This window comes from Betaproteobacteria bacterium, assembly GCA_009377585.1.
In the GTDB taxonomy this organism is placed as follows: Bacteria; Pseudomonadota; Gammaproteobacteria; order Burkholderiales; family WYBJ01; genus WYBJ01.
In genome coordinates this window covers 1-19,062 of record WHTS01000112.1, presented here as the reverse complement: position 1 = coordinate 19,062, position 19,062 = coordinate 1, and the positions used below count along the sequence as shown (strand labels likewise).

Annotated in this window: 17 protein-coding genes; 12 read left to right on the top strand and 5 right to left on the bottom strand. The window is 66.1% G+C overall.

Annotated elements, in window-relative coordinates; translation table 11 throughout:
- Nucleotides 1-41: 41 nt before the first annotated feature.
- Complete coding sequence (locus GEV05_24895) at nt 42-764, bottom strand: glutathione S-transferase family protein (protein MPZ46567.1); 723 nt, start codon at nt 762-764, stop codon at nt 42-44.
- A 112-nt stretch (nt 765-876) separates the two neighbouring features.
- Here GEV05_24895 and bla point away from each other — a divergent pair, with 112 nt between their 5' ends.
- Entirely contained in the window at nt 877-2,202 is a 1,326-nt protein-coding gene (gene bla, locus GEV05_24890; GenBank protein MPZ46566.1) for a subclass B3 metallo-beta-lactamase, read from the top strand.
- Here bla and xth read toward each other — a convergent pair.
- A complete protein-coding gene (gene xth, locus GEV05_24885) occupies nt 2,090-2,866 on the bottom strand; it encodes an exodeoxyribonuclease III (protein MPZ46565.1) in 777 nt (258 codons plus the stop codon). The genes bla and xth overlap by 113 nt on opposite strands.
- A 94-nt stretch (nt 2,867-2,960) precedes the next feature.
- On the opposite strand from xth, the gene GEV05_24880 reads away from it, so the two are divergent.
- The 3 genes from GEV05_24880 to GEV05_24870 all read left to right on the top strand — a co-directional run bounded on the left by GEV05_24880 (nt 2,961) and on the right by GEV05_24870 (nt 6,528).
- Nucleotides 2,961-3,374 (top strand): YjbQ family protein, encoded by a 414-nt coding sequence (locus GEV05_24880; GenBank protein ID MPZ46564.1) that lies wholly within the window; start codon nt 2,961-2,963, stop codon nt 3,372-3,374.
- 252 nt (nt 3,375-3,626) lie between these two features.
- Nucleotides 3,627-4,610 (top strand): TAXI family TRAP transporter solute-binding subunit, encoded by a 984-nt coding sequence (locus GEV05_24875; GenBank protein MPZ46563.1) that lies wholly within the window; start codon nt 3,627-3,629, stop codon nt 4,608-4,610.
- A 31-nt stretch (nt 4,611-4,641) separates the two neighbouring features.
- Nucleotides 4,642-6,528, top strand: a complete 1,887-nt coding sequence (locus GEV05_24870) for a TRAP transporter fused permease subunit (protein MPZ46562.1) — start codon at nt 4,642-4,644, stop codon at nt 6,526-6,528.
- Nucleotides 6,529-6,729: 201 nt separating this feature from the next.
- Here GEV05_24870 and GEV05_24865 read toward each other — a convergent pair whose 3' ends face one another.
- Both GEV05_24865 and GEV05_24860 read right to left on the bottom strand, forming a co-directional pair.
- Complete coding sequence (locus tag GEV05_24865) at nt 6,730-8,172, bottom strand: hypothetical protein (protein MPZ46561.1); 1,443 nt, start codon at nt 8,170-8,172, stop codon at nt 6,730-6,732.
- Between the two features lie 63 nt (nt 8,173-8,235).
- A complete protein-coding gene (locus GEV05_24860; GenBank protein MPZ46560.1) occupies nt 8,236-8,955 on the bottom strand; it encodes a twin-arginine translocation pathway signal protein in 720 nt (239 codons plus the stop codon).
- Between GEV05_24860 and GEV05_24855 the strand changes: the two genes are divergently transcribed.
- Both GEV05_24855 and GEV05_24850 read left to right on the top strand, forming a co-directional pair.
- Complete coding sequence (locus tag GEV05_24855; protein ID MPZ46559.1) at nt 8,894-9,478, top strand: DUF4286 family protein; 585 nt, start codon at nt 8,894-8,896, stop codon at nt 9,476-9,478. The two genes, GEV05_24860 and GEV05_24855, sit on opposite strands and share 62 nt — an antisense overlap.
- A 260-nt stretch (nt 9,479-9,738) precedes the next feature.
- The gene (locus tag GEV05_24850) at nt 9,739-10,353 is read left to right on the top strand and encodes a PEP-CTERM sorting domain-containing protein (GenBank protein MPZ46558.1); all 615 of its coding nucleotides are present in this window, start codon (nt 9,739-9,741) and stop codon (nt 10,351-10,353) included.
- Nucleotides 10,354-10,382: 29 nt separating this feature from the next.
- On the opposite strand, the gene GEV05_24845 is transcribed toward GEV05_24850, so the two are convergent.
- A complete protein-coding gene (locus GEV05_24845; protein MPZ46557.1) occupies nt 10,383-12,755 on the bottom strand; it encodes a molybdopterin-dependent oxidoreductase in 2,373 nt (790 codons plus the stop codon).
- Here GEV05_24845 and GEV05_24840 point away from each other — a divergent pair.
- The 6 genes from GEV05_24840 (at nt 12,702) to GEV05_24815 (ending at nt 18,693) form a co-directional block, all read left to right on the top strand.
- Nucleotides 12,702-13,574 (top strand): nitrile hydratase subunit beta, encoded by an 873-nt coding sequence (locus GEV05_24840; GenBank protein ID MPZ46556.1) that lies wholly within the window; start codon nt 12,702-12,704, stop codon nt 13,572-13,574. The two genes, GEV05_24845 and GEV05_24840, sit on opposite strands and share 54 nt — an antisense overlap.
- The gene (nthA, locus tag GEV05_24835; protein MPZ46555.1) at nt 13,571-14,251 is read left to right on the top strand and encodes a nitrile hydratase subunit alpha; all 681 of its coding nucleotides are present in this window, start codon (nt 13,571-13,573) and stop codon (nt 14,249-14,251) included. Before GEV05_24840 ends, nthA begins: the two co-directional genes overlap by 4 nt.
- Before the next feature lie 45 nt (nt 14,252-14,296).
- Entirely contained in the window at nt 14,297-15,142 is an 846-nt protein-coding gene (locus tag GEV05_24830; protein ID MPZ46554.1) for a mechanosensitive ion channel, read from the top strand.
- On the top strand, nt 15,135-15,986 hold the full coding sequence (locus GEV05_24825) for a hypothetical protein (protein MPZ46553.1): 852 nt from the start codon (nt 15,135-15,137) through the stop codon (nt 15,984-15,986). The genes GEV05_24830 and GEV05_24825 overlap by 8 nt, the downstream gene beginning before the upstream one ends.
- Nucleotides 15,983-17,293: a CBS domain-containing protein gene (locus tag GEV05_24820; protein MPZ46552.1), complete on the top strand. Its 1,311-nt coding sequence runs from the start codon at nt 15,983-15,985 to the stop codon at nt 17,291-17,293. The genes GEV05_24825 and GEV05_24820 overlap by 4 nt, the downstream gene beginning before the upstream one ends.
- A 170-nt stretch (nt 17,294-17,463) precedes the next feature.
- Entirely contained in the window at nt 17,464-18,693 is a 1,230-nt protein-coding gene (locus GEV05_24815) for a prolyl oligopeptidase family serine peptidase (GenBank protein ID MPZ46551.1), read from the top strand.
- Nucleotides 18,694-19,062 lie beyond the last annotated feature (369 nt).

The following is a 19,062-nucleotide window of genomic DNA, read 5'->3' as shown; positions in this document are numbered from 1 at the left end:
GGCGGGGTGGTGTGGTTTTGGCCACCCCATCATGGCTTGGCCTACCGCCGCGTGCCCCGCTCCAGGCGCTCGGCATTGTCCTTGGTGTCGAACATGTTGATGGCTTGCTTGCCCTCGGCAGACTTGGTCATGCGCTCGCGGATCTCGGCGGCCATCTTGTTGTTGCGCTGAACCGCGGGGCGGGCCTCCATCGCTTCGAACCAGCGCATGAAGTTGGGATAGCCCGCCTTGTCGATGCCGCGATCCTTGTGGCCCTTGGTCCAGGGGTAGACCGCCATGTCGGCGATGGTGTACTCGTCGCAGCCGAGCCAGGCACTGTCGCGCAGACGGTTGTCCAGTACCCGGTACAGGCGCACCGACTCGTTGTTGTAGCGATCGATGGCGTACTGGATCTTGTCCTTGGAGTAGTTGTTGAAATGGTTCGCCTGGCCGAACATCGGGCCGACGTGCGCCATCTGGAAAATCAGCCACTGCATGGTGTCGGAGCGCTTGCGCGCGTCCTTGGGCAGGAACTTGCCCGTCTTCTCGGCGAGGTAGAAGAGGATCGCGCCGGACTCCATCATCGTATAGGGCCCGCCGCCCGGGCCGTCGGTATCGACGATGGCCGGGATCTTGTTGTTGGGGCTCAGCTTCAGGTACTCGGACGTGAACTGCTCGCCGAGCCGGATGTTGATGTCGTAGTGCTTCCACTCGAGGCCGGTCTCCTCGAGCATGATCATGACTTTCTGGCCGTTCGGCGTGGGCGACGAGTGCAGTTCGATCATGTGACCTCCTTCGATATCGTTGGCGAGCGGGACCGCCGTCCGGGGAACGCCGGCAAGGCCGCGCATTCGACGGCGCGCGCCTAGCATATTCCCATTCGGGCTCGCGTTCACCATGCGGGCACGCAGCCGCGACACGATCCTCTGCGGCGTGGGCAGGGCGCGATTCGGTGTATTCTGCATCCTCCCCCGTGCCCGGAGGAATCCCATGCGCCTGAATGTCATTTTGCCCGCGGCAGCTCTTGTCCTGGCTGCCATTGCCGCGCCCGCTCTCGCACAGTCGCCCGGTGCCGCGACGGCGATTACCGTGCACCTGAAGCCGCGTCCGCACTACGTGCGGCCGTTCGAACCGTTTCGAATCGTCGGCAACGTCTACTACGTCGGGACGTACGACCTCGCGGTTTACCTGATCACTACGCCGCAGGGTCATATGCTGATCAACACCGGGATCAACGATTCCGCGCCGGTGATCAAGGAGAACGTGGAGAAGGTGAGCTTCGAGTTCTCCGCTATCAAGCTGCTGCTCGCGACCCACGGACATTGGGACCACGTCGGCGCCTTTTCCGAAATCAAGCGCATGACCGGCGCGAAGATGCTCATGCACGAAGACGACGCCGGCATGCTCGAGAGCGGCGGCAGCGAGGATTACCGTTACCCGCAGGGGCGCGGTGTCGTGTACGAGCCGGTGAAGGTCGATCGCCGGCTGCGCGAAGGCGACACGGTGCGCCTGGGCGACATGGAGCTCACCGTGCTGCATCACCCTGGACATACCCTGGGCTCGACTTCGTTCTCGTTCACCGTGCGCGATGCGGGCCGCGACTACAACGTGCTGCTCGCCAACATGGCCAGCATCAATCCGGGCGTCACCGTCGGTGGCATGCCCGGATTTACCGACATCACCGCGGCGTACACATCCACGCTGGCGCGCCAGAAGCAGATGCGCCCCGATATCTGGCTCGCGTCGCATGCCGCGCAATTCAACATGCATGCCAAGCATAAGCCCGGCGATCCGTACGATCCGAGCCGCTTCATCGACCCGGACGGGTATTCGGCCAAGGTGGCCCACTACGGAAAACTGTTCCGTGAGCGGGCACACGCACGGGGGCCAGGTGTACCTTCCGTTCGCAGGCCGCCCCATCGTGCCCTCGAAGTACGGACAGCGATTCGCGCATGGCCACGTGGTGGAAGGCGGTCGCCATCTCTACGTGAGCCCCGGCCTCGGAACGAGCATTCTGCCGGTACGCTTCAGGGTGCCACCGGAAGTGACGCTGCTCGAACTCCATCCGGCGCAAAACGGCAAAGGCATCGCCACCGACGCGCGCAAATAATCACGCCTCGGCGAGCTCGATCCAAACGGGTGCATGATCGCTCGCCTTCTCCCAGCCGCGCACCTCGCGATCGACATCCGCGGCGACCAGGCGGCCCGCCACCGACGCGCTGAGCAGGAAGTGATCGATGCGCAAGCCAGCGTTTCTCTGCCAAGCGTTGCGGAAGTAATCCCAGAAGGTGTAGATGCGCTCGTCGGGATGAAGCTTGCGCAGCGCATCGGTCCAGCCCTGGCCCACCAGGCGATCAAACGCCGCGCGCGTTTCGGGGCGAAAGAGCGCATCGTCGACCCAGCGCTCGGGCTTGTACACGTCGAGCTCGGTCGGCATCACGTTGAAGTCGCCCGCCAAAACCATCGGCGCACCGGTTGCGTGCAAGGCGGAAGCGTAGGCGATCAGCCGCTCGAACCAGCGCAGCTTGTAGTCGAACTTCGGTCCCGGCGCCGGATTTCCGTTCGGGAGGTAGATGCAGGCGATTGCAATTCCCGCGATCGCCGCCTCGATGTAGCGGCTATGGAGGTCTTCCGTATCGCCCGGCAATCCGCGCCGGGTCTCCACCGGCCGCGCGCCGCGCGCGAGAATGGCGACGCCGTTCCAGCTCTTCTGCCCGTGCCAGATCGCGCCGTAGCCGGCCGCTTCGATCGCCGCCAGCGGGAACTTCTCTTGCGGCGCCTTGAGCTCCTGCAGGCACGCCACGTCGGGCCGGGACTGCTCGAGCCAGCGCAGCAGGTTGGGCAGGCGGCTGCCGATGCCGTTGACGTTGAAGGTGGCGATTTTCATCGGGCGAGAGCTTTCTCCGAGGATGGACGCACGGCATCTCGCCGGCGGGTGCGCTATTCTGCCATTGCCTCGTGCCTCGAACCGTGGGAGCGCCATGACCTATCAGACGACGTTCGACGTGCGCACCGGCGGGCGCGGCACGATCGACATCACCGCCCAAGTGGCAAGCGCCGTGGATGCAAGCAACACGGGTTGCGGCATCGCGCACGTGTTCGTGCGGCATACGAGTTGCTCGGTGCTCATCACCGAGAACGCGGACTCGTCGGTGCGTCGCGACCTGGAGCTGCTGGCCCGGCGCTGGGCCCCCGACGGCGATCCGGCATACCGGCACGATACCGAGGGCGACGACGATATGGCCGCCCATGCGCGCAGCCTCCTGGCCGGCGTCTCGGTCAGCATACCGCTCGCCGCAGGCAAGCTGCTATTGGGGACCTGGCAAGGCGTTTATCTGTGGGAGCACCGGACACATCCGCACACGCGCACGGTGTGCGTCACGGTGGTCGGCTGAGCCCGCCGCTCCGCGTACGGAGCCCGCACATTGCATGGCGCGCAGCGCAGGCGGTAGGCGGCCCCCGGCGGTCGAAGCACGCAAAAGCGAAGGACCCGACCGAGCTTTCGGTTCGCACCACCGTACCCTGGCCTTCACACACTCCTCGGCAACGCTCGCCCGGCGCAATAGCTTGACATTGACATACCAGGTGGCGACGGATTAACGTGCGCCGCTGGCAACCCGGTCCAAACCTCTGGAGGAGGAGGCATCATGGCTATCGCCCGACTCGGATTTCAGCGGCCGTTGCTTGTCGCCGCGATCGCAACCCTTGCGCTCACCGCAACCGGGTCCGCACCCTCGCATGCCGCGGATCTCGTCTTCAGCTCCGGCCCGACCGGCGGCAGCTGGATTCCGATGGCCGCGGCCACCGCCCAGGTGGTGAAGAAGCGCTTCCCCGAAGTCAATCTGCAGGTCGAACCAGGGGCCGCGCTCGTCAACATGGAAAAGATCCGCACCGACAAGGCCGACCTCGGCTGGTCGATGACGACCGTGCTGTCCGACGCCCGCAACGGATCCGGCGCGTTCAAGGGCAAGCAGACCGACAAGCCGCTGTATGTCGCGAACTACTATCCCAACGTCTGGCAGCTGATCGTGCCCGCCGACAGCCCGATCAAGGGCGTCAAGGATTTGCGCGGAAAGGCGGTCGCACTGCCGGCGCGAGGCAACACGAGCCTCGCCGACGGCTGGGAGCTGCTGCTCAAGGTCAACGGCATGAGCCTCAACGACCTCGGCACCAAGAGCTACGGGCCCGTGTCGTCGAACGGCGAAGCGATGCGAAACCGCCAGGCGGTCGCGGCGGGCTGGTTCACCGTGGTGCCCGCCTCGTTCGTGCTCGACGTCGGCTCGTCGATGAAGCTGCGCATGATCTCGGTATCCGACGACGAGCTCGCGAAACTGCGCAAGCTCAATCCCGGCTTTGCCCGCTACGTCGTGAAGGCCGGAACCTACGCCGAGCAAGGCATCCCCGGCGAGGTCGCCACCTTCCAGTCGCCCACCATCCTGATCGCATCGTCCAAGGCTTCGGACGAGGCGGTCTACAAGATCACCAAGGCGATCGTCGAAGGCCGCGGAGAGTTCGGCGCCGTCGTCAAGGCGATGAGCGGCGTTACCGCTGCGCAGATGGCGGAGAACTTCGGCATGCCGTATCACCCCGGCGCGGCACGCTATTACAAGGAAGCCGGCCTGATCAAGTAATACGGCGCCCGAAACGCCGGAGGACGCGCCCGTGAGAAAACTCTCCGGCTACGCCGGCTGGGTCGTGGGAGCGATCGCGGTCGCGATGTCCGCGTACCACCTGTACGCGCGCCTCACGCCCTACGCGCCCGACCAGTACGCGCTGCTCTTCATCACCCTCGGCTTCAGCCTGGTGCTGTCGTTTCTGCTTTGGCCCGCGCGCGCGGAGCGGACACTGGACCGGGTGCCGTGGGCCGATCTCGGGCTCGCCGCGCTCTCGCTCGTGTGCGTGGGCTACATGTTCGCCCGCTACGACTACGTGGTGAACCGCTTCCCGACCGCGGATCCGCTGAGCGCGGCCGACATGACCATCGGCATAACGGCCACGCTGCTCGTTCTGGAGGCGGCCCGGCGCACGATCGGCGCATCGCTCTCCATCGTGGCCATCGTCTTCATCGCCTATGCACTGGCCGGCCAATGGCTGCCGGGGTGGCTCAATCATCGCGGGCTCTCGCTCGAAATCGCGGTCGATCAGACCTATTTCACCTCCGAGGGCATTTTCGGCGTGCCGCTCGCGGTTGCCGGCACCTACGTGATCCTGTTCATCGTCTTCGGCGCCTTCCTGGAGAAGTCGGGCGCCGGCCAGTTCTTCATGAACTTCGCCAACGCCATCGCCGGCGGCGCGCGCGGCGGCCCGGGCAAGGTCGCGGTGGTCTCGTCGAGCCTGTTCGGCACCATCTCCGGCTCGGCGGTCGCCAACGTCATGGTGGATGGCTGGCTCACCATCCCGATGATGAAGAAGACGGGTTTCAAGCCCGAGGCGGCCGCGGCGATCGAGGCCGTGGCGTCCACCGGCGGCCAGATCATGCCGCCCATCATGGGTGCGGCCGCGTTCGTCATGGCGGAGTTCCTGGGCGCGACGTATGCGCAAATCATGATCGCGGCGGCCATACCGGCGCTGTTCTACTACGGCGCACTGTTCGCCGCGATCCATTTCAACGCGGTGCGCTCGGGGCTCAAGGGCATCCCGCGCGAGGAGCTGCCCATCCTGGGCCAGATCATCATTCGACAGGGGCACCTGTTCCTGCCGGTGATCGTGCTGCTGATCCTGCTCTTCTGGGGCTTCACCGCAACGTATGCGGCGATCGTCGCAACCGGGAGCGTGATCGTGATCGCGGCCTTGCGCAAGAGCACGCGCCTGAGCTGGCGCACGTGCATCGTCGCACTGCGCGAGGGCGCGGAGCACACCGTGCCAGTCGCCATGGCCTGCGCCGCCGCCGGCATCGTGATCGGCATCGTGCTGCAGACCGGGCTCGCGCTGCGCTTCACCTCTTTTCTGGTCGATCTGGCCGGCGGCAACCTGATTCCGGCGCTCCTCATCACCATGGTCGCCGGCATCATCCTCGGCATGGGCATGCCCACCACGCCCGCCTACATCATGCAGGCGGCGCTGCTCGTGCCGGCGATCATCAAGCTCGGCGTAGAACCCCTCGCCGCGCACATGTTCGCGTTCTATTTCTCGTGCCTGTCGGCGGTCACGCCACCGATCGCGCTGGCCGTGTATGCCGCCGCGTCGATCGGAGGCGCAGGACTTTGGAAGTCGGGCATCCAGGCGGTGAAGTTCGCATCCGCCGGCTTCATCGTGCCGTTCTTTTTCATCTACAACCCGGCGCTTCTGTTCGACGGGCCGTGGACCGAGATCCTGCGTGCCGTCGTGACCGGTTCGATCGGCGTCATTGCGCTCGCGGCGGCCATGGAGGCGTACTTCCTGCGGCCCGCGTCTTGGTTCGAGCGCGTGCTCTTCCTCGCCGCAGCCTTTCTGCTGATCGACCCGGGTTTCACCACCGACATCGTCGGGCTGGCCTTGCTGGCCGTGGGGCTCATGATCCAGTGGCTGCGAAACGGGCGTGACGCGCGCGCCGCCGGGGTACGCGCATGAGCCGACTGCAGCTCGTGGTGCTGACACTGATCGCCGCCGTCGTGATCGCCGCTACGGTTGCTTACGGCATCTTGCGCCTGTATGCCGCGTAGCACGGTGTCATTCTCGCGCAAGCGGGAATCCAGCAAGCCGCGCCAGGTCTTGCTCGTTGCTGCTCCATCACATGCAAGGCAACAAGCATGACCTGGCCTCAGCGACGCATCATCCCACCCGACCAAAGTCGCTCGCATATAGCGCCTCGAGCTTCGCAAGCACCGCATCCGGCAACGGACCCATCGCTTGCGCCTGCAATGCCTCGTCGATATGGCTTAGTTCCGCGCTGCCGATTATTGCGCAGGACAAGTGCGGGTTCGAAAGCACGAAGCGCAGTGCGACTTGCGCCCGCGTGCCGTGCTCGGTGCCGATCGCATCGAACATGGCCTTGGCCTTACGCTCTTCCTCGGCGAGGCTGGTGTCGGTGGTGAGCACACTTTCGCGCCCATGGCGCTCGTCGGTAGCGATCACGCCTGCAGCGAAAATCCGGATCGCCATCATCGCCATGTTCTGGCTGCGACAGGCTGCGACGATTCCGCTCAGATTCTGGCCTGTCCATGCTGTCGGCATACTGCGCCCGGCGCTGGGATTGAGCAGATTGTAGTAGACCTGCGCCGAATCGAAGCGGCCGCTGCGAATCACTTCGCACACCGAAGCCGCCTCGCCGAGCGCCGTGATGCCCATGTAGCGGATCAGGCCCTTCGTGCGCAAACGTTCGAGTGCGTCCGCAACACCGTTTTTGCCCAGGATCTGCCCGGCCGTCATGACGCGCCCCCCGGGTTTGGAGCCGATCCGGTTGTGCAGCTGGAGCAGATCGACCGAGGAGCGCTTCAGACGTGTAAGGCTCTGCATGAGTCGCTGCTCGACCTTGCCTGGAATGTCGTCCAGGTTCTCGACGTCGAGATTGAACTTGGTCGAGAGATGCGGCGTCGCGCCGGATTCGGGCAGCAGCCAGGCGAGCGCCTCTTCGGATTTGCCATTGCCGTATTGCGCGGCGGTGTCGACCCAGTTGATGCCGCCGGCGAACGCGCGCCGGATCGCCTCGCGCTTGGTGGCGTCGTCCTTATGGATGATGATGCCGCCGACGGCCCCGCCGCCGAAGACGATTTCGGAAACCTGCAGGCCTGTGCGGCCGAAAGTGCGGTATTTCATCGCGCCTCCTGCGTGCGTGACGAGAGTGGGGATCTTCGCTGCACTCATTATGCATGAGGCAGAACCGGAACCACACCACCCCGGCATGCATGAAGCAGAACCACACCACCCCGGCATGCATGAAGCAGAACCACACCACCCCGGCGCTTCGCGCCACCCCTCCTCCTGAGAGGAGGGGAAGATCCAAGCACTCCCCTCCTGACAAGGAGGGGCTGGACGCGCGAATCGCGCGGACGGGGTGGTACCGCACATGCGGACAGGGCGGTACCGCACATGCGGACAGGGTGGTACCGCACATGCGGACAGGGTGGTACCGCACATGCGGACGGGGTGGTACCGCACATGCGGACGGGGTGGTACCGCACATGCGGACGGGGTGGTACCGCACATGCGGACGGGGTGGTACCGCACATGCGGACAGGGCGGTGACGCACATGCGGACAGGGCGGTGACGCACATGCGCGGACGGGGTGGTGACGCGAAACACGCACGGAGGTGGTGCTGCAAAGCCCGAACGCCACGCTAGCGAGATGCCTTCAGGGCGATGTCGAAGGTCGCCGCCAAACCACCGTCCTGCTCGGTCGGTGCGAGCATCAATTGCGAGCCGCCGCGGCGGTAGATGCCGTCACCCGCGTTTCGCACTGTCCGCGGACCGCGCTCGGCGTAAGGAGCGCGAGCGAAGATTCGGTCCGACAGGGCATCGTCGAAATATAGTTGCGAGGTGAACTGCTCGCCACGGCCGCGCGAGCCGGCGGTGCGAATCATGAAGTGGATGTGAACGGTGCGGCCGGGATACCAGCCGGGATAGATGGTCGTGAAGCGCGCAGTCCCGTTTGCGTCGGTCGCCTGATAGCCGCGCAGGAACTTGCGCCCCGTCGTATCGACATGCGGATCCCTGACGCCGGAATAGGTCCCGCTGGCATTGCACTGCCAGAGCTCCACATGGGCGCCCGAAAGCGGCTGGCATGCGCCCGCGAGACGCGAAACACGGAAAGTCACTTCCAGCGGCACGCCCGGCTCGACCTGGCTGGTGGCCGGGTCGGCGCGGATGTCGGAACGCGCCAGTTGCGTGTCGACGAAGTACGGTCCCTCGGTCTGCTCGGGGCGCGCGACGCACTGCGGCCGGTTCTGCGCCCGTGCGCCGAGGCTGCGAACGGCCAGAGCGCTCCCGGCAAGGGCAATGAGCGCCAATGCCGTGCGCCTGCCGGGTTTGCGTGCCTTGTTGGTTTGGTCCGGGCTCATGATCGATGCTCCTATTGGCGCCCCGGAAAGTCGCACGCGTCGATCGGGCGCTTCTCGATTCCTGCTGACGTCAGCCTGCGCCGGTCGTATGCTTCCATCGACTGTACCGCAGCACGTTGGATTCCCGGCACGCGCGAATTTCCGACGCCGCCGGCAACACGCCCAACCCCGGCTTCGGTGCACCATCGCTGACCAACGAAGGAGATGCGTCATGGCCGTGGGTTTGTTCGTCGTGCGCGCAACCATCGCCAAGGACCGCGAAGAGGCGTTCAACCGCTGGTACAACGAGGAGCACCTGCCGCAAGTGCTGCGCTACAACGGTGCGGTCAGCGGACGCCGCTACCGGCGTATCGCCGGCGACGACAAGTACGACTACATGGCCGTATACGAGTTCGCGAGCGAGGCCGTTCTGCAGACATTCCTGAAGTCCGACGCGCTCAAGGATCTGCGCGCGGAGTACGACAAGCACTTCGGCGCCGTCTCCGAGCGCGTCGGCAGCGGCTGGGCGCAGGTCTTTCCCTGACGCGCGGCTGCGGGACAATCGGAAAGGGAACGTGCATTTATTCGCGAAGGCGGTTTAACGCGATCGGATAGTCTAGCGTCGGTTTGGTGATCCCTCCATGTCGTACAGCCAGGAGAAGCCTGATGACCGAACGTCGTTCCGCCTCCCCGCTGCTCCGTCTTCTGCCCGTCCTGTCGTCGTTCGTCTTGCTGACAGGCGTTCAGTCCGTGCATGCCGCGATCGTCACCATCCCGGGTACGAGCGACACGTGGCTCGCGGGCATGCCTGATGGCTCCAACAATGGCAGCGATTCGGCACCCGCCCATTCGCCGGTACTCGTTGGCGGACTGACGCTGGTCCCGGGAACGCCCTTGACGTTTACGAACGCGACTGGTGGTGTCCTGCATACTCCCGGCTGCTCGACGAGCGCACCTTTTTCCGGATGTTCGCCCATAGACGGATCCACCTTCTTCGATCACGCTGGCGGCGACGCGAACGGTATCGGAGCGCTTCGCGCGCCTATCAATTCGCTGCTCGGCGTGTTCCTCGGTCCTCAACAGCCTGATTCAACACCGGCTCCGGGCGGGCTGAATTTCCAGACGCTGGGCCTGGACCTCGAAACGCTTTCCCCCGAACTCAAGCAGGCGTTCTTCATTGGCGACGGGCACACGGCAGGCAGCGTCGTGCAACAGTTCTTCGTGCCCAGCGGCGCGACCCGCCTGTACCTCGGCACGATGGATGGGTTCGGCTGGTTCAACAATACCGGCGCCATAACCGTCACGGTGACCGCCGTGCCGGAACCCGAAATTGTGTTGCTTTGGTTGGCAGGACTCGGAGTGCTTGTAGCCACAAGCCGGCGAGCGCGCAGACGGGCCCTGCGCAATACGGACAACTGACGCTCCCCCGATTCGCAGGCAATCTCGCGTCAGGCCGCCCGGCGCGTTCCTGACGCGCGCGTCGGCGCCTCCGCGATCGCCCGCCACAGCTTCGCCGGCGTAAGCGGCATCTCCAGCGGTCCTATCCCCAGCGGCGCCAGCGCATCGTGCACCGCGTTCGCCAGGCAGCCGAGCGAGGCGGTACAGCCGGACTCGCCTACGCCTTTCACCCCGAGCGGGCTCAACTTAGAGGGCGTGGGGTGCTCGTCCATCCGGATCTCGCGCACGAGTCCCGCGCGCGGCATGACGTAGTCCATGAAGCTGCCGGTGACGAGCTGGCCCGACTGCGGATCGTAGACGATGTGCTCGCCGAACACCTGGCCGGCGCCCTGCGCCACCGCACCCTGGATCTGGCCCTCGACGATAGTGTGATTGATCGCGACACCGCAGTCGTCGACCGCCACGTAACTCACGATCTCCGCCTCGCCCGTATCCGGATCGATCTCGACCTCGGAGACATGGCAGCCGTTCGGCCAGGTGGAGCCGAACTTGCCCTCGCCCTTCACGCTGAGGCTGCGCTTGCCGGCGAGCTGCTCCAGGGTCAGCGCTTTGCCGCTCTCGCGTTCTCGGAACATGCCTTTCGCATAGTCGACCTGCGAGGGCTCGACGTTGAATTCCTCGGCCGCAGCCGAGCGCCCGCGCTCGATCAGGAGGTCGGCCGCGATCTTGCAGACACTACCGGCGCCCACCGTCGTGCGCGAGCCGTTGGTGGCATTGCCGATCAGGCCCTTCTCGGGAACCGCCTGGTGCAGCGTCACGCGCTCCGGTGCGATCCCGAGCGCATCGCCGATGATCATCGCCATCGTGGTCTCGTGACCCTGCCCCTGCGAATGCGCCGCGGAAAACGCGTTGATCGTGCCGTTGGCGCCGACTTCGATCAGGATCTCGTCCTTGGGCGCACTGCCTGCGCCGCTCGCCTCGATCACCGTGGAGATGCCGATGCCGCGCAGTTTCCCCTTGGCCGAGGACGCCGCCCGCCGGCGCTCGAATCCGGTCCAGTCGGCTTTCGCCAGCGCCTTGTCGAGCAGCCCGGGCAGGTCCGCAACCTCGTACACGGTGCCGGTCGCCGTCTTGTACGGAAACGCCTCGGGTGCAATGAGATTGCGCCGCCGCAACTGCGCCGGGTCCATGCTCATTTCCTGCGCAGCCTGGTTCACCAGCCGCTCGATCGCATAGGAGATGTCGGGCCGGCCCGCGCCGCGGAAGGAGGCGACCAGGCCCGTATTGGTGAGCGCCACGCGAAAGCGCGCATGCGCCACCGGAATTGCGTACACGCCGGTCAGGCAATTGATGATGTTGCGGATGTAGCCCGGCCCGCCGGAGGAGACGAAAGCGCCCTGGTCGGTGATCCAGTCGTAGCGCAGCGCAGTAAAACGGCCCTCGGCATCCATCGCGAGCTCCCCGGTGCCGATGTTGGCACGGCCGTGCGTATCGGTGAGAAAGCTTTCGGAGCGGCTCGACACCCACTTCACCGGGCGCCCGAGCTGCTTCGCGGCATACAGCGTCATGCAGTATTCCGGGTAGACCGTGCTGCGCTGGCCGAAGGCGCCGCCGACGTCGCGGCCCATCACCTTCACCTTCTCCTTCGGAATTCCCATGTAGGCGGCAATCTGGCCTGTCATGGTGTTGATGCCCTGCAGGCACACCCGTATGGTGTAGCTCTCGTCGGCCGGGTCGTAGCTCGACAGGCAGGCGCGCGGCTCCAACGGCGAAGGCGTGATCCGTGTGCAGTCGACCTTCAAGCGCGTGACGTGATGGGCGCAGCCGAAGATCTCGTCGACCGCCGCCCTGTCGCCCACCTGCATCTCGAGCGCGCAGTTGCCGGGCACATCGTCGTGAAGTTGGGGCGCGCCCGGCGCCAGCGCCTGCTCAGGACCGATCACCGGAGGCAGATCCTCGTAGCGCACATCGATCGCTTCCAGCGCGTCCTGCGCGATCAGCGCGCTATCGGCCACCACGATTGCAATCGGCTCGCCGACATAGCGCACCCGCCCATGGGCGAGCACAGGACGATCCGGCACCCGCGCCTTGTTGCCGTCGACGCCCGTGAAGGTCAGCTGGTGCGGCGCCTTGACGAAGCCTGCGCGCACGGCGTCCTCGCCAGTGAGGATCAGGCGCACGCCGGGAAGCGCACGCGCCCGCGCCACATCGACGCCGAGCAGCCGCGCATGCGCGCGGTCGGAGCGCAGGAAGGCCGCGTGCAGCTGATCCGGCAGGTTCCAGTCCGAAGCATAGGTGCCCTGGCCGGTAATGAGACGCGGATCTTCCAGCCGCAGCGCGCGAATGCCGCCGACATCGAAGTAGCGATGATGTCCGTCCACGACGCCTCCCCCTACTGTGACCGATGGTGCGCATTGTCGCATGCGATTTGGGGTCGCCGGGAAGTCGTCGGGACGCGAGTCTCGTTACGATCGGGTGCTAGAATCGACTTGCCCTTTTGCCATCTACCGAGCTGCAGCTCTCTGGACGACGCTCGGTCCCTCACCCCCAGCCCCTCTCCCGGAGGGAGAGGGGAGCGTAGAGCGCGCCGTGGCTGTCGTCCACTTTGCGAGCGTTGTTGCATAGGAGATCCGCACGATGCGCAACTATCACGACATGGGCGGCCAGAGCGCCGGACCGATCGAGCGCGAGGAGCACCCGCTGCAATACTGGGAGAAGCGCGTCGAGGCGCTCATCTCGGTGCTCGCCGCCAAGGGGCTCACCCGCAGCGACGAAGGCCGGCGCGCGCTGGAGACGCTCGGTGCCGACACCTACCTCGCCTCGAGCTACGCCGAGCGGCGCATCCAGGCGCTCGCCAACAACATGATCCTGCGCGGGGTGATCAGCGTCGACGAGCTGGCGGCAAAGCTCGCCGAGGTCGAGCGGCGCACGGAGCAGCTGCCGTGACACCGCGCTTCTCGCCCGGCGCGCAGGTGCGCGTGCGCAAGGTCGATGCGCCGGGGCATATCCGCACGCCCTGGTACGTCCGCGGCCACGAAGGCGTGATCGAGCGCTTCTGCGGCTACTTCAAGAACCCCGAGGAGCTGGCGTATTTCCGTCCGGGCACGCCGCTGCGCGCCCTGTACCGCGTTCGATTCCGGCAGGCGCAGCTGTGGCCGGAATACCGCGGCGCACCCGGCGATACGCTGGACATCGATCTGTACGAGCACTGGCTGGAACCTGTCGAGGAGCACGTGCGATGAGCGAGCACCATCATCACGATCACAGCCACGGCCACGGCCACGATGGGCATGCGCACGCGCCCGGGGAGCGCCATCCGTTCCAGCCCGACGACGACGATGCCCTGACCTATCCGCGGCGGCTGGAGATCGCGCTGCGCGAGCTGCTGATCGAGAAGCAGGTCATCAGCGCCGACGAAGTGCGCTCGGCGATCGAGGACATGGACGCGCGCACGCCGGCGCGTGGCGCACAGGTGGTCGCCAGGGCCTGGGTCGATCCGGCCTTCAAGGTGCAATTGCTGGCCGATGCGAACGCCGCGTGCGCGAGCCTCGGCCTGGACCTGGGCGTGAGCGAGCTGAAGCTGGTGGCCGTGGAGAATACGGCAGCCGTACACCACGTCATCGTCTGCACGCTCTGCTCCTGCTATCCGCGCGCGCTGCTGGGGCTGCCGCCGGGCTGGTACAAGAGCTTCGCCTACCGCTCGCGCGTGGTGAAGGAACCGCGGGCGGTGCTGGCCGAGTTCGGCCTCGATCTTGCGCAGGATGTTGCGCTGCGCGTGCACGATTCGACCGCGGATCTGCGCTACATCGTCGTCCCGATGCGCCCGCAAGGCACCGAGAGCATGGGGGAAGCGGAACTTGCCGCGCTCGTCACGCGCGACAGCATGATCGGAGTGGCCCAGGCCAGGCGTCCGAGCTAGCGCCGGCCGGGAGGGAGGATCGAGCATGATCGCTGGCGGCGCACGATGAACAATCTCGGCACGGGGCTCGCTAACGCAACCGCCGATATCGTCGAACGCATCGTCGCCTTTCTGCCGAGCCTGCTCGGCGCGTTGCTGCTCATACTCGTCGGGTGGCTGCTTGCGCGCATCTTGCGCGCATTGACCGTGCGCGCGGGGCTCCTGGTCGAAACGCTCGCATCGCGGCTCACCAGCACTCCGGGCGGGGAGCCGTTGCGCATGCGGCGCGCGGCAACCGTGCTCGGTACCATCGTGTTCTGGGCGGCGCTGCTGGTCTTCGTCACCGCGGCCACCCATGTCCTCGAGCTCACCTCGTTCACCGACTGGCTCGCGCGTCTGGTCGGGTATCTGCCTACGCTGGCGGCGGGCGTGCTGATCGTCATCGCCGGTTACGTGCTGTCGCGCTTCGTCGCCGATCTCGTGCTCGCCACGTCCCATCGTCTGGAGACGACCCAGCGCGCACTGCTGGCGCGCGTCGTCCAGGTCACCATCCTCACCGGCGCGATCCTGGTGGGCGCCGACCAGATCGGCATCCGCATCACCTTCCTCGCGATCTTCGCCGCTTCGATCGGCGCCGTGGTGGCGGGCGGCGTCGCATTGGCGGTGGGGTTCGGTGCGCGCGACTACGTGGCGAATCTGATCGGCGCCCATTATCTGCGTCAGGCGTTTGCGGTCGGACAGACCATCCGCGCCGCCGGACACCAGGGCCGCATTCTCGAGATCACGGCGCTGAACGTGGTGCTGGAAACAGCCGATGGGCGCGTGACGCTGCCCGGGCGTATCTACAACGAGCATCCGATCGCGGTGCTGGGCGGCAATGCCAGCCACGGCGAGGTGATCGGCCATGGCTGAGGCCGAGAACGTCACGCTCGCTTTCCTGGACGCGCACCCGGTGGAAGCCGCGCGCGTCATCGAAACGCTGTCGGGCGGCGATGCCGCGGCGTTGTTCGAAACGCTCAGCCCGAGGCTGGGCGCGCCGGTGCTTTCCGCGATGCTGCCGCCCGCCGCCGCCCGCATCCTGGCGCGCATCAACGAGGCGCTGGCGCTGGCATTGCTGAGCGCCGCAGCCACTCAGGCCACGGTCGGGATGCTGCGTCATATCGGCGAACCGACACGCAGCCGGCTGCTGGCGAGCCTGCCGCCCGTTACCGGCGTTGCCACCCAGTTGCTGCTCGGATTTCCGGACGATGCCGTGGGCGCGTGGACCGATCCCGACGTCATCGCCCTTGCTCCCATGCTTTCCGCCGCGGAAGCGTTGAGCCAGGTCCGTGCCAGCGACGCACCCGAAGTGGATACGATCTACGTCACCGATTCGAGCCGCCGCCTGCAGGGCGAGGTGGCGCTGCAGGCTCTGTTGCGTGCGCCCGAAGTCACGCCGATTGCGGCCCTGATGCAACCGACTCCAGTGACGCTCTCGGCCATGATGCCGATCGGATCGGCCGTGAGCCTCGGCGCCTGGCAGCGCGCGGCCTCGCTTCCGGTAGTCGATCACGACAAGCGACTGCTCGGTGTGCTGCGCCGCGCGCGGCTCGCGCAGGCAGCCCGCGAGCGCACCCGGCCCGGGCGCACGCATGATGGCGAAGCTTCGCTTGCCGGCTTGTTTGCGGGCGGCTACTGGGCCGTCGTATCGGGCCTGATCGGCGCCTCGCTGGCGCTGCTGCCGCACGTGAAGCGGGTGTGGCCGGACGATCGATGAGCGCAGCCGCAACCACCGCGATCCGGGCGCTCAACCAGCGCTTCTTCGTCGAATTTCCGCTGGAGGCGGCCCACGAGCTGGAGACGCTGCCGGCGGCCGAGATCGCACGGGCGCTCGCCGCTCACCCGCCGAGCGCGGTGTTGCGCCCCTGGCAGCGGTTCACGCCCGACATCGCAGCCGCGGTGCTGGTGGAAGCGCCGCCTGAGCTCTCGCGCTATCTCCTGAAGGAAGCCCCTGCGGTGGTGAGCGCCTCGGTGCTCGCGCAATTCGAAGCGGACGAACGCGAGCGGCTGCTCGCTTTGCTCGATGCCGCGGTCGCACGCGAGCTGCGCGAGCTGCTTGCCTATCCGGAGAGCTCGGCAGGACGCTTGATGGATCCGGTTCTCGCACCCGTGCGCGCCGAGCTCTCCATCGGCGAAACGCTCGAGCGGCTGCGCTCGGCCCGCCGGCGCGGATTGCGCGAATTGTTCGTGGTCGATGCCGACGGCAAGCTCGCCGGAAGGGTCGAGATCCAGGATCTCGCCACGGCCGACGCCCGTGACGCCCTCGCCTCGATCGTCAAGCCGCTGCTCGCGGTGGCGCGCGATCTCGATCCACGCGAGGACGTGGTGAACATCCTGCAGCAGCAGCCGATCACCGAGCTGCCGGTGGTGGATAGCGAGGGGCGGTTCGTCGGCGTCATTCGCCACGCCGCACTGGTGTTCGCGCTGGAGCAGGAAACGAGCGTCGACATCCAGACCATGGTCGGCGCAAGCCGCGACGAGCGCGCGCTGTCCGGGTCGCTGTTCGCGGTGCGCAAGCGCCTGCCCTGGCTGCAGTTGAATCTTTTGACCGCGTTCCTCGCCGCCTCGATCGTCGGCCTGTTCGAAGGCACGATTGCGAAATTCACCGCGCTTGCGGTGCTGATGCCGGTGGTCGCGGGGCAATCGGGCAACGCCGGTCACCAAGCGCTCGCTGTCACCATGCGCGGCCTCATCCTGCGCGAAGTGTCGCTGCGCCAGTGGCCGCGCCTGTTGTGGAAGGAAGCTGGCGCGGGGTTCCTCAATGGCGTCGCGGTCGCAACCACGACGGCGCTCGGCGTATGGGTGTGGAGCCGCTCGCTCGGGCTGGTCACGATCATCGCCAGCGCCATGGTGATCTCGATGAGCATCGCCTGCGTCGCGGGTGCGATGGTGCCCATCCTGCTGCGCCGCTTCGGTCAGGATCCCGCGACCGCCTCGTCGATCTTTCTGACCACTGTGACCGACATGACGGGATTCTTGTCTTTTCTCGGCATCGCGACGCTGCTTTCGAGCATGCTCGAGTAGCGACCTATAATTGCCCGCAAGCGTGCGCCGGAAATTTGGTCGTCGCTCCCGCGCACGCGGGAGCCCAGGACGGGACACTTCGTCGTGGCCGCCGCCCGCGACCAAGCAATGGCGGGCGGGCTGCATCTGGATTCCCGTTTACACGGGAATGACGTCAACGGGAGGAGCCGATGATCCGCAAACTACGAACCGAGCGCGACAACCAGCAGTGGATGCTCGATCTCGCGCTCAACATGCGCGGGCGCGTGCAGAACTTCGAGCGCGACGACCTGGAAGTTCCGCAGGGCAAGCGCGCGCGCAACTATCGCATGCTGCCGAAGGTGTGGCGGGAAGCGGCGGAGCGCCACGAAGCGCTGGCCCGCCGCGCACACGTCAAGGGCGCGCATGCCTCGGCCACTGCTCACTACGACCACGCCATCGAAGCCTACCGCATGGCGCAGCACCCGATCTATTTCGACAACCACCCGGTGAAACGTCACCTGGTGAAGAAGCTCAACGAAATGGTCGATCGCCGCAGCGAAGTGGCGAGCTATCCGATCGAGCGCGTCGAGGTGCCCTTCGACGACGGCAAGACCATCTCGTGCCTCCTGCACCTGCTGCCGGACCGCCGCAAGGCGCCCTGCGTCATCTACGTACCTGGCATGGATCAGACCAAGGAAGTGTTTCCCAAGGCCGCGCACAACATCGCCATCGAGCGCGGTTTTCATGTGCTCGCCATGGATGGCCCGGGCCAGGGCAGCTCGAACATGCAGAAGATCCGCGCGGTCGGAGACAATTACGAGCGTGCCGGCGCCGCGGTCATCAGCTATCTGCAGAAGCGCCCCGAGATCGACCGGCGCAAGATCGCGATCTACGGCATCAGCATGGGCAGCTACTGGTCGCTGCGCCTTTCGAGCTACGACCACCGCGCCGCGTGCGTCGTGAGCTCGGTGGCCTGCTTCAATCCGAACAACACCATCTTCACGCAGTCGAGCCCACGCTTCAAGCAGATGTTCATGTACATGGCGGGCTACGACGACGAGCAGAAGTTCGATCGGGAGGTGGCGCAGAACATGACGGTGCGCGGCCATCTGGACAAGATTACGTGCCCCACGCTGCTCGTCACCGGCGAGTTCGATCCGCTCTGCCCGCTGGAAGACGCCGTCGAAGCCTTCGAGGACCTGCGCGTGCCAAAGGAGATGTGGGTGTTCGAGAACCAGTACCACCCGCTCTGGAGCATCGCCAACCTCGGCGGGCTGGACTGCCACGACTACGTGCTCGACTGGCTGCAGATGACGATGATGGGGAAGAAACTGTCGCGGCGGCACAAGCGCATCGCCTATATCCGCGAGCACGGCGACGGCCCGTTCGGCAATTGCGAGTGGGCGCCGCCGATCAAGCACGGGCAGGCGTATTTCTGAACGGTATGCGTCCAGACAGTTGCACCTGACGGCAACGCGCGCCGCCAGAACGCCTGAGCGCGAGCTGGCCTGAACGTTGCCTCACTCTCCATTCCGATGATTTGGCGCCAGGTCGGATCGGTGACCAGCACCGAAAGCCGCCGACTGCGCGCACCCAGGCGCTTCCCTCAGCAGCAAAGCGCGGCATAACTTACGCGCGCGCCGCCTGTTACCCGTATGGCGCGGCCGCAGTCGAGACGCGCCCTGCCGCTCGTTCCTCTATTTCCGCCGTTCGTCCGTGCCCATTCAGGATTCCAGGGACGATTCCGATCTTAGTGCAGCGCGGAATTCTATCGGTCGTTTTCGCGGGACGAAGCATTGACCAGAGCA

Bases quoted from the DNA above. Each gene is read 5' to 3' on its own strand.
- GEV05_24895 (MPZ46567.1), bottom strand. From the start codon at position 764: ATGATCGAACTGCACTCGTCGCCCACGCCGAACGGCCAGAAAGTCATG.
- bla (MPZ46566.1), top strand. From the start codon at position 877: ATGCGGGCACGCAGCCGCGACACGATCCTCTGCGGCGTGGGCAGGGCG.
- xth (MPZ46565.1), bottom strand. From the start codon at position 2,866: ATGAAAATCGCCACCTTCAACGTCAACGGCATCGGCAGCCGCCTGCCC.
- GEV05_24880 (MPZ46564.1), top strand. From the start codon at position 2,961: ATGACCTATCAGACGACGTTCGACGTGCGCACCGGCGGGCGCGGCACG.
- GEV05_24875 (MPZ46563.1), top strand. From the start codon at position 3,627: ATGGCTATCGCCCGACTCGGATTTCAGCGGCCGTTGCTTGTCGCCGCG.
- GEV05_24865 (MPZ46561.1), bottom strand. From the start codon at position 8,172: ATGTGCGTCACCGCCCTGTCCGCATGTGCGTCACCGCCCTGTCCGCAT.
- GEV05_24855 (MPZ46559.1), top strand. From the start codon at position 8,894: ATGAGCGCCAATGCCGTGCGCCTGCCGGGTTTGCGTGCCTTGTTGGTT.
- GEV05_24860 (MPZ46560.1), bottom strand. From the start codon at position 8,955: ATGAGCCCGGACCAAACCAACAAGGCACGCAAACCCGGCAGGCGCACG.
- GEV05_24850 (MPZ46558.1), top strand. From the start codon at position 9,739: ATGCCTGATGGCTCCAACAATGGCAGCGATTCGGCACCCGCCCATTCG.
- GEV05_24840 (MPZ46556.1), top strand. From the start codon at position 12,702: ATGTCCGTCCACGACGCCTCCCCCTACTGTGACCGATGGTGCGCATTG.
- GEV05_24845 (MPZ46557.1), bottom strand. From the start codon at position 12,755: ATGCGACAATGCGCACCATCGGTCACAGTAGGGGGAGGCGTCGTGGAC.
- nthA (MPZ46555.1), top strand. From the start codon at position 13,571: ATGAGCGAGCACCATCATCACGATCACAGCCACGGCCACGGCCACGAT.
- GEV05_24830 (MPZ46554.1), top strand. From the start codon at position 14,297: ATGAACAATCTCGGCACGGGGCTCGCTAACGCAACCGCCGATATCGTC.
- GEV05_24825 (MPZ46553.1), top strand. From the start codon at position 15,135: ATGGCTGAGGCCGAGAACGTCACGCTCGCTTTCCTGGACGCGCACCCG.
- GEV05_24820 (MPZ46552.1), top strand. From the start codon at position 15,983: ATGAGCGCAGCCGCAACCACCGCGATCCGGGCGCTCAACCAGCGCTTC.
- GEV05_24815 (MPZ46551.1), top strand. From the start codon at position 17,464: ATGATCCGCAAACTACGAACCGAGCGCGACAACCAGCAGTGGATGCTC.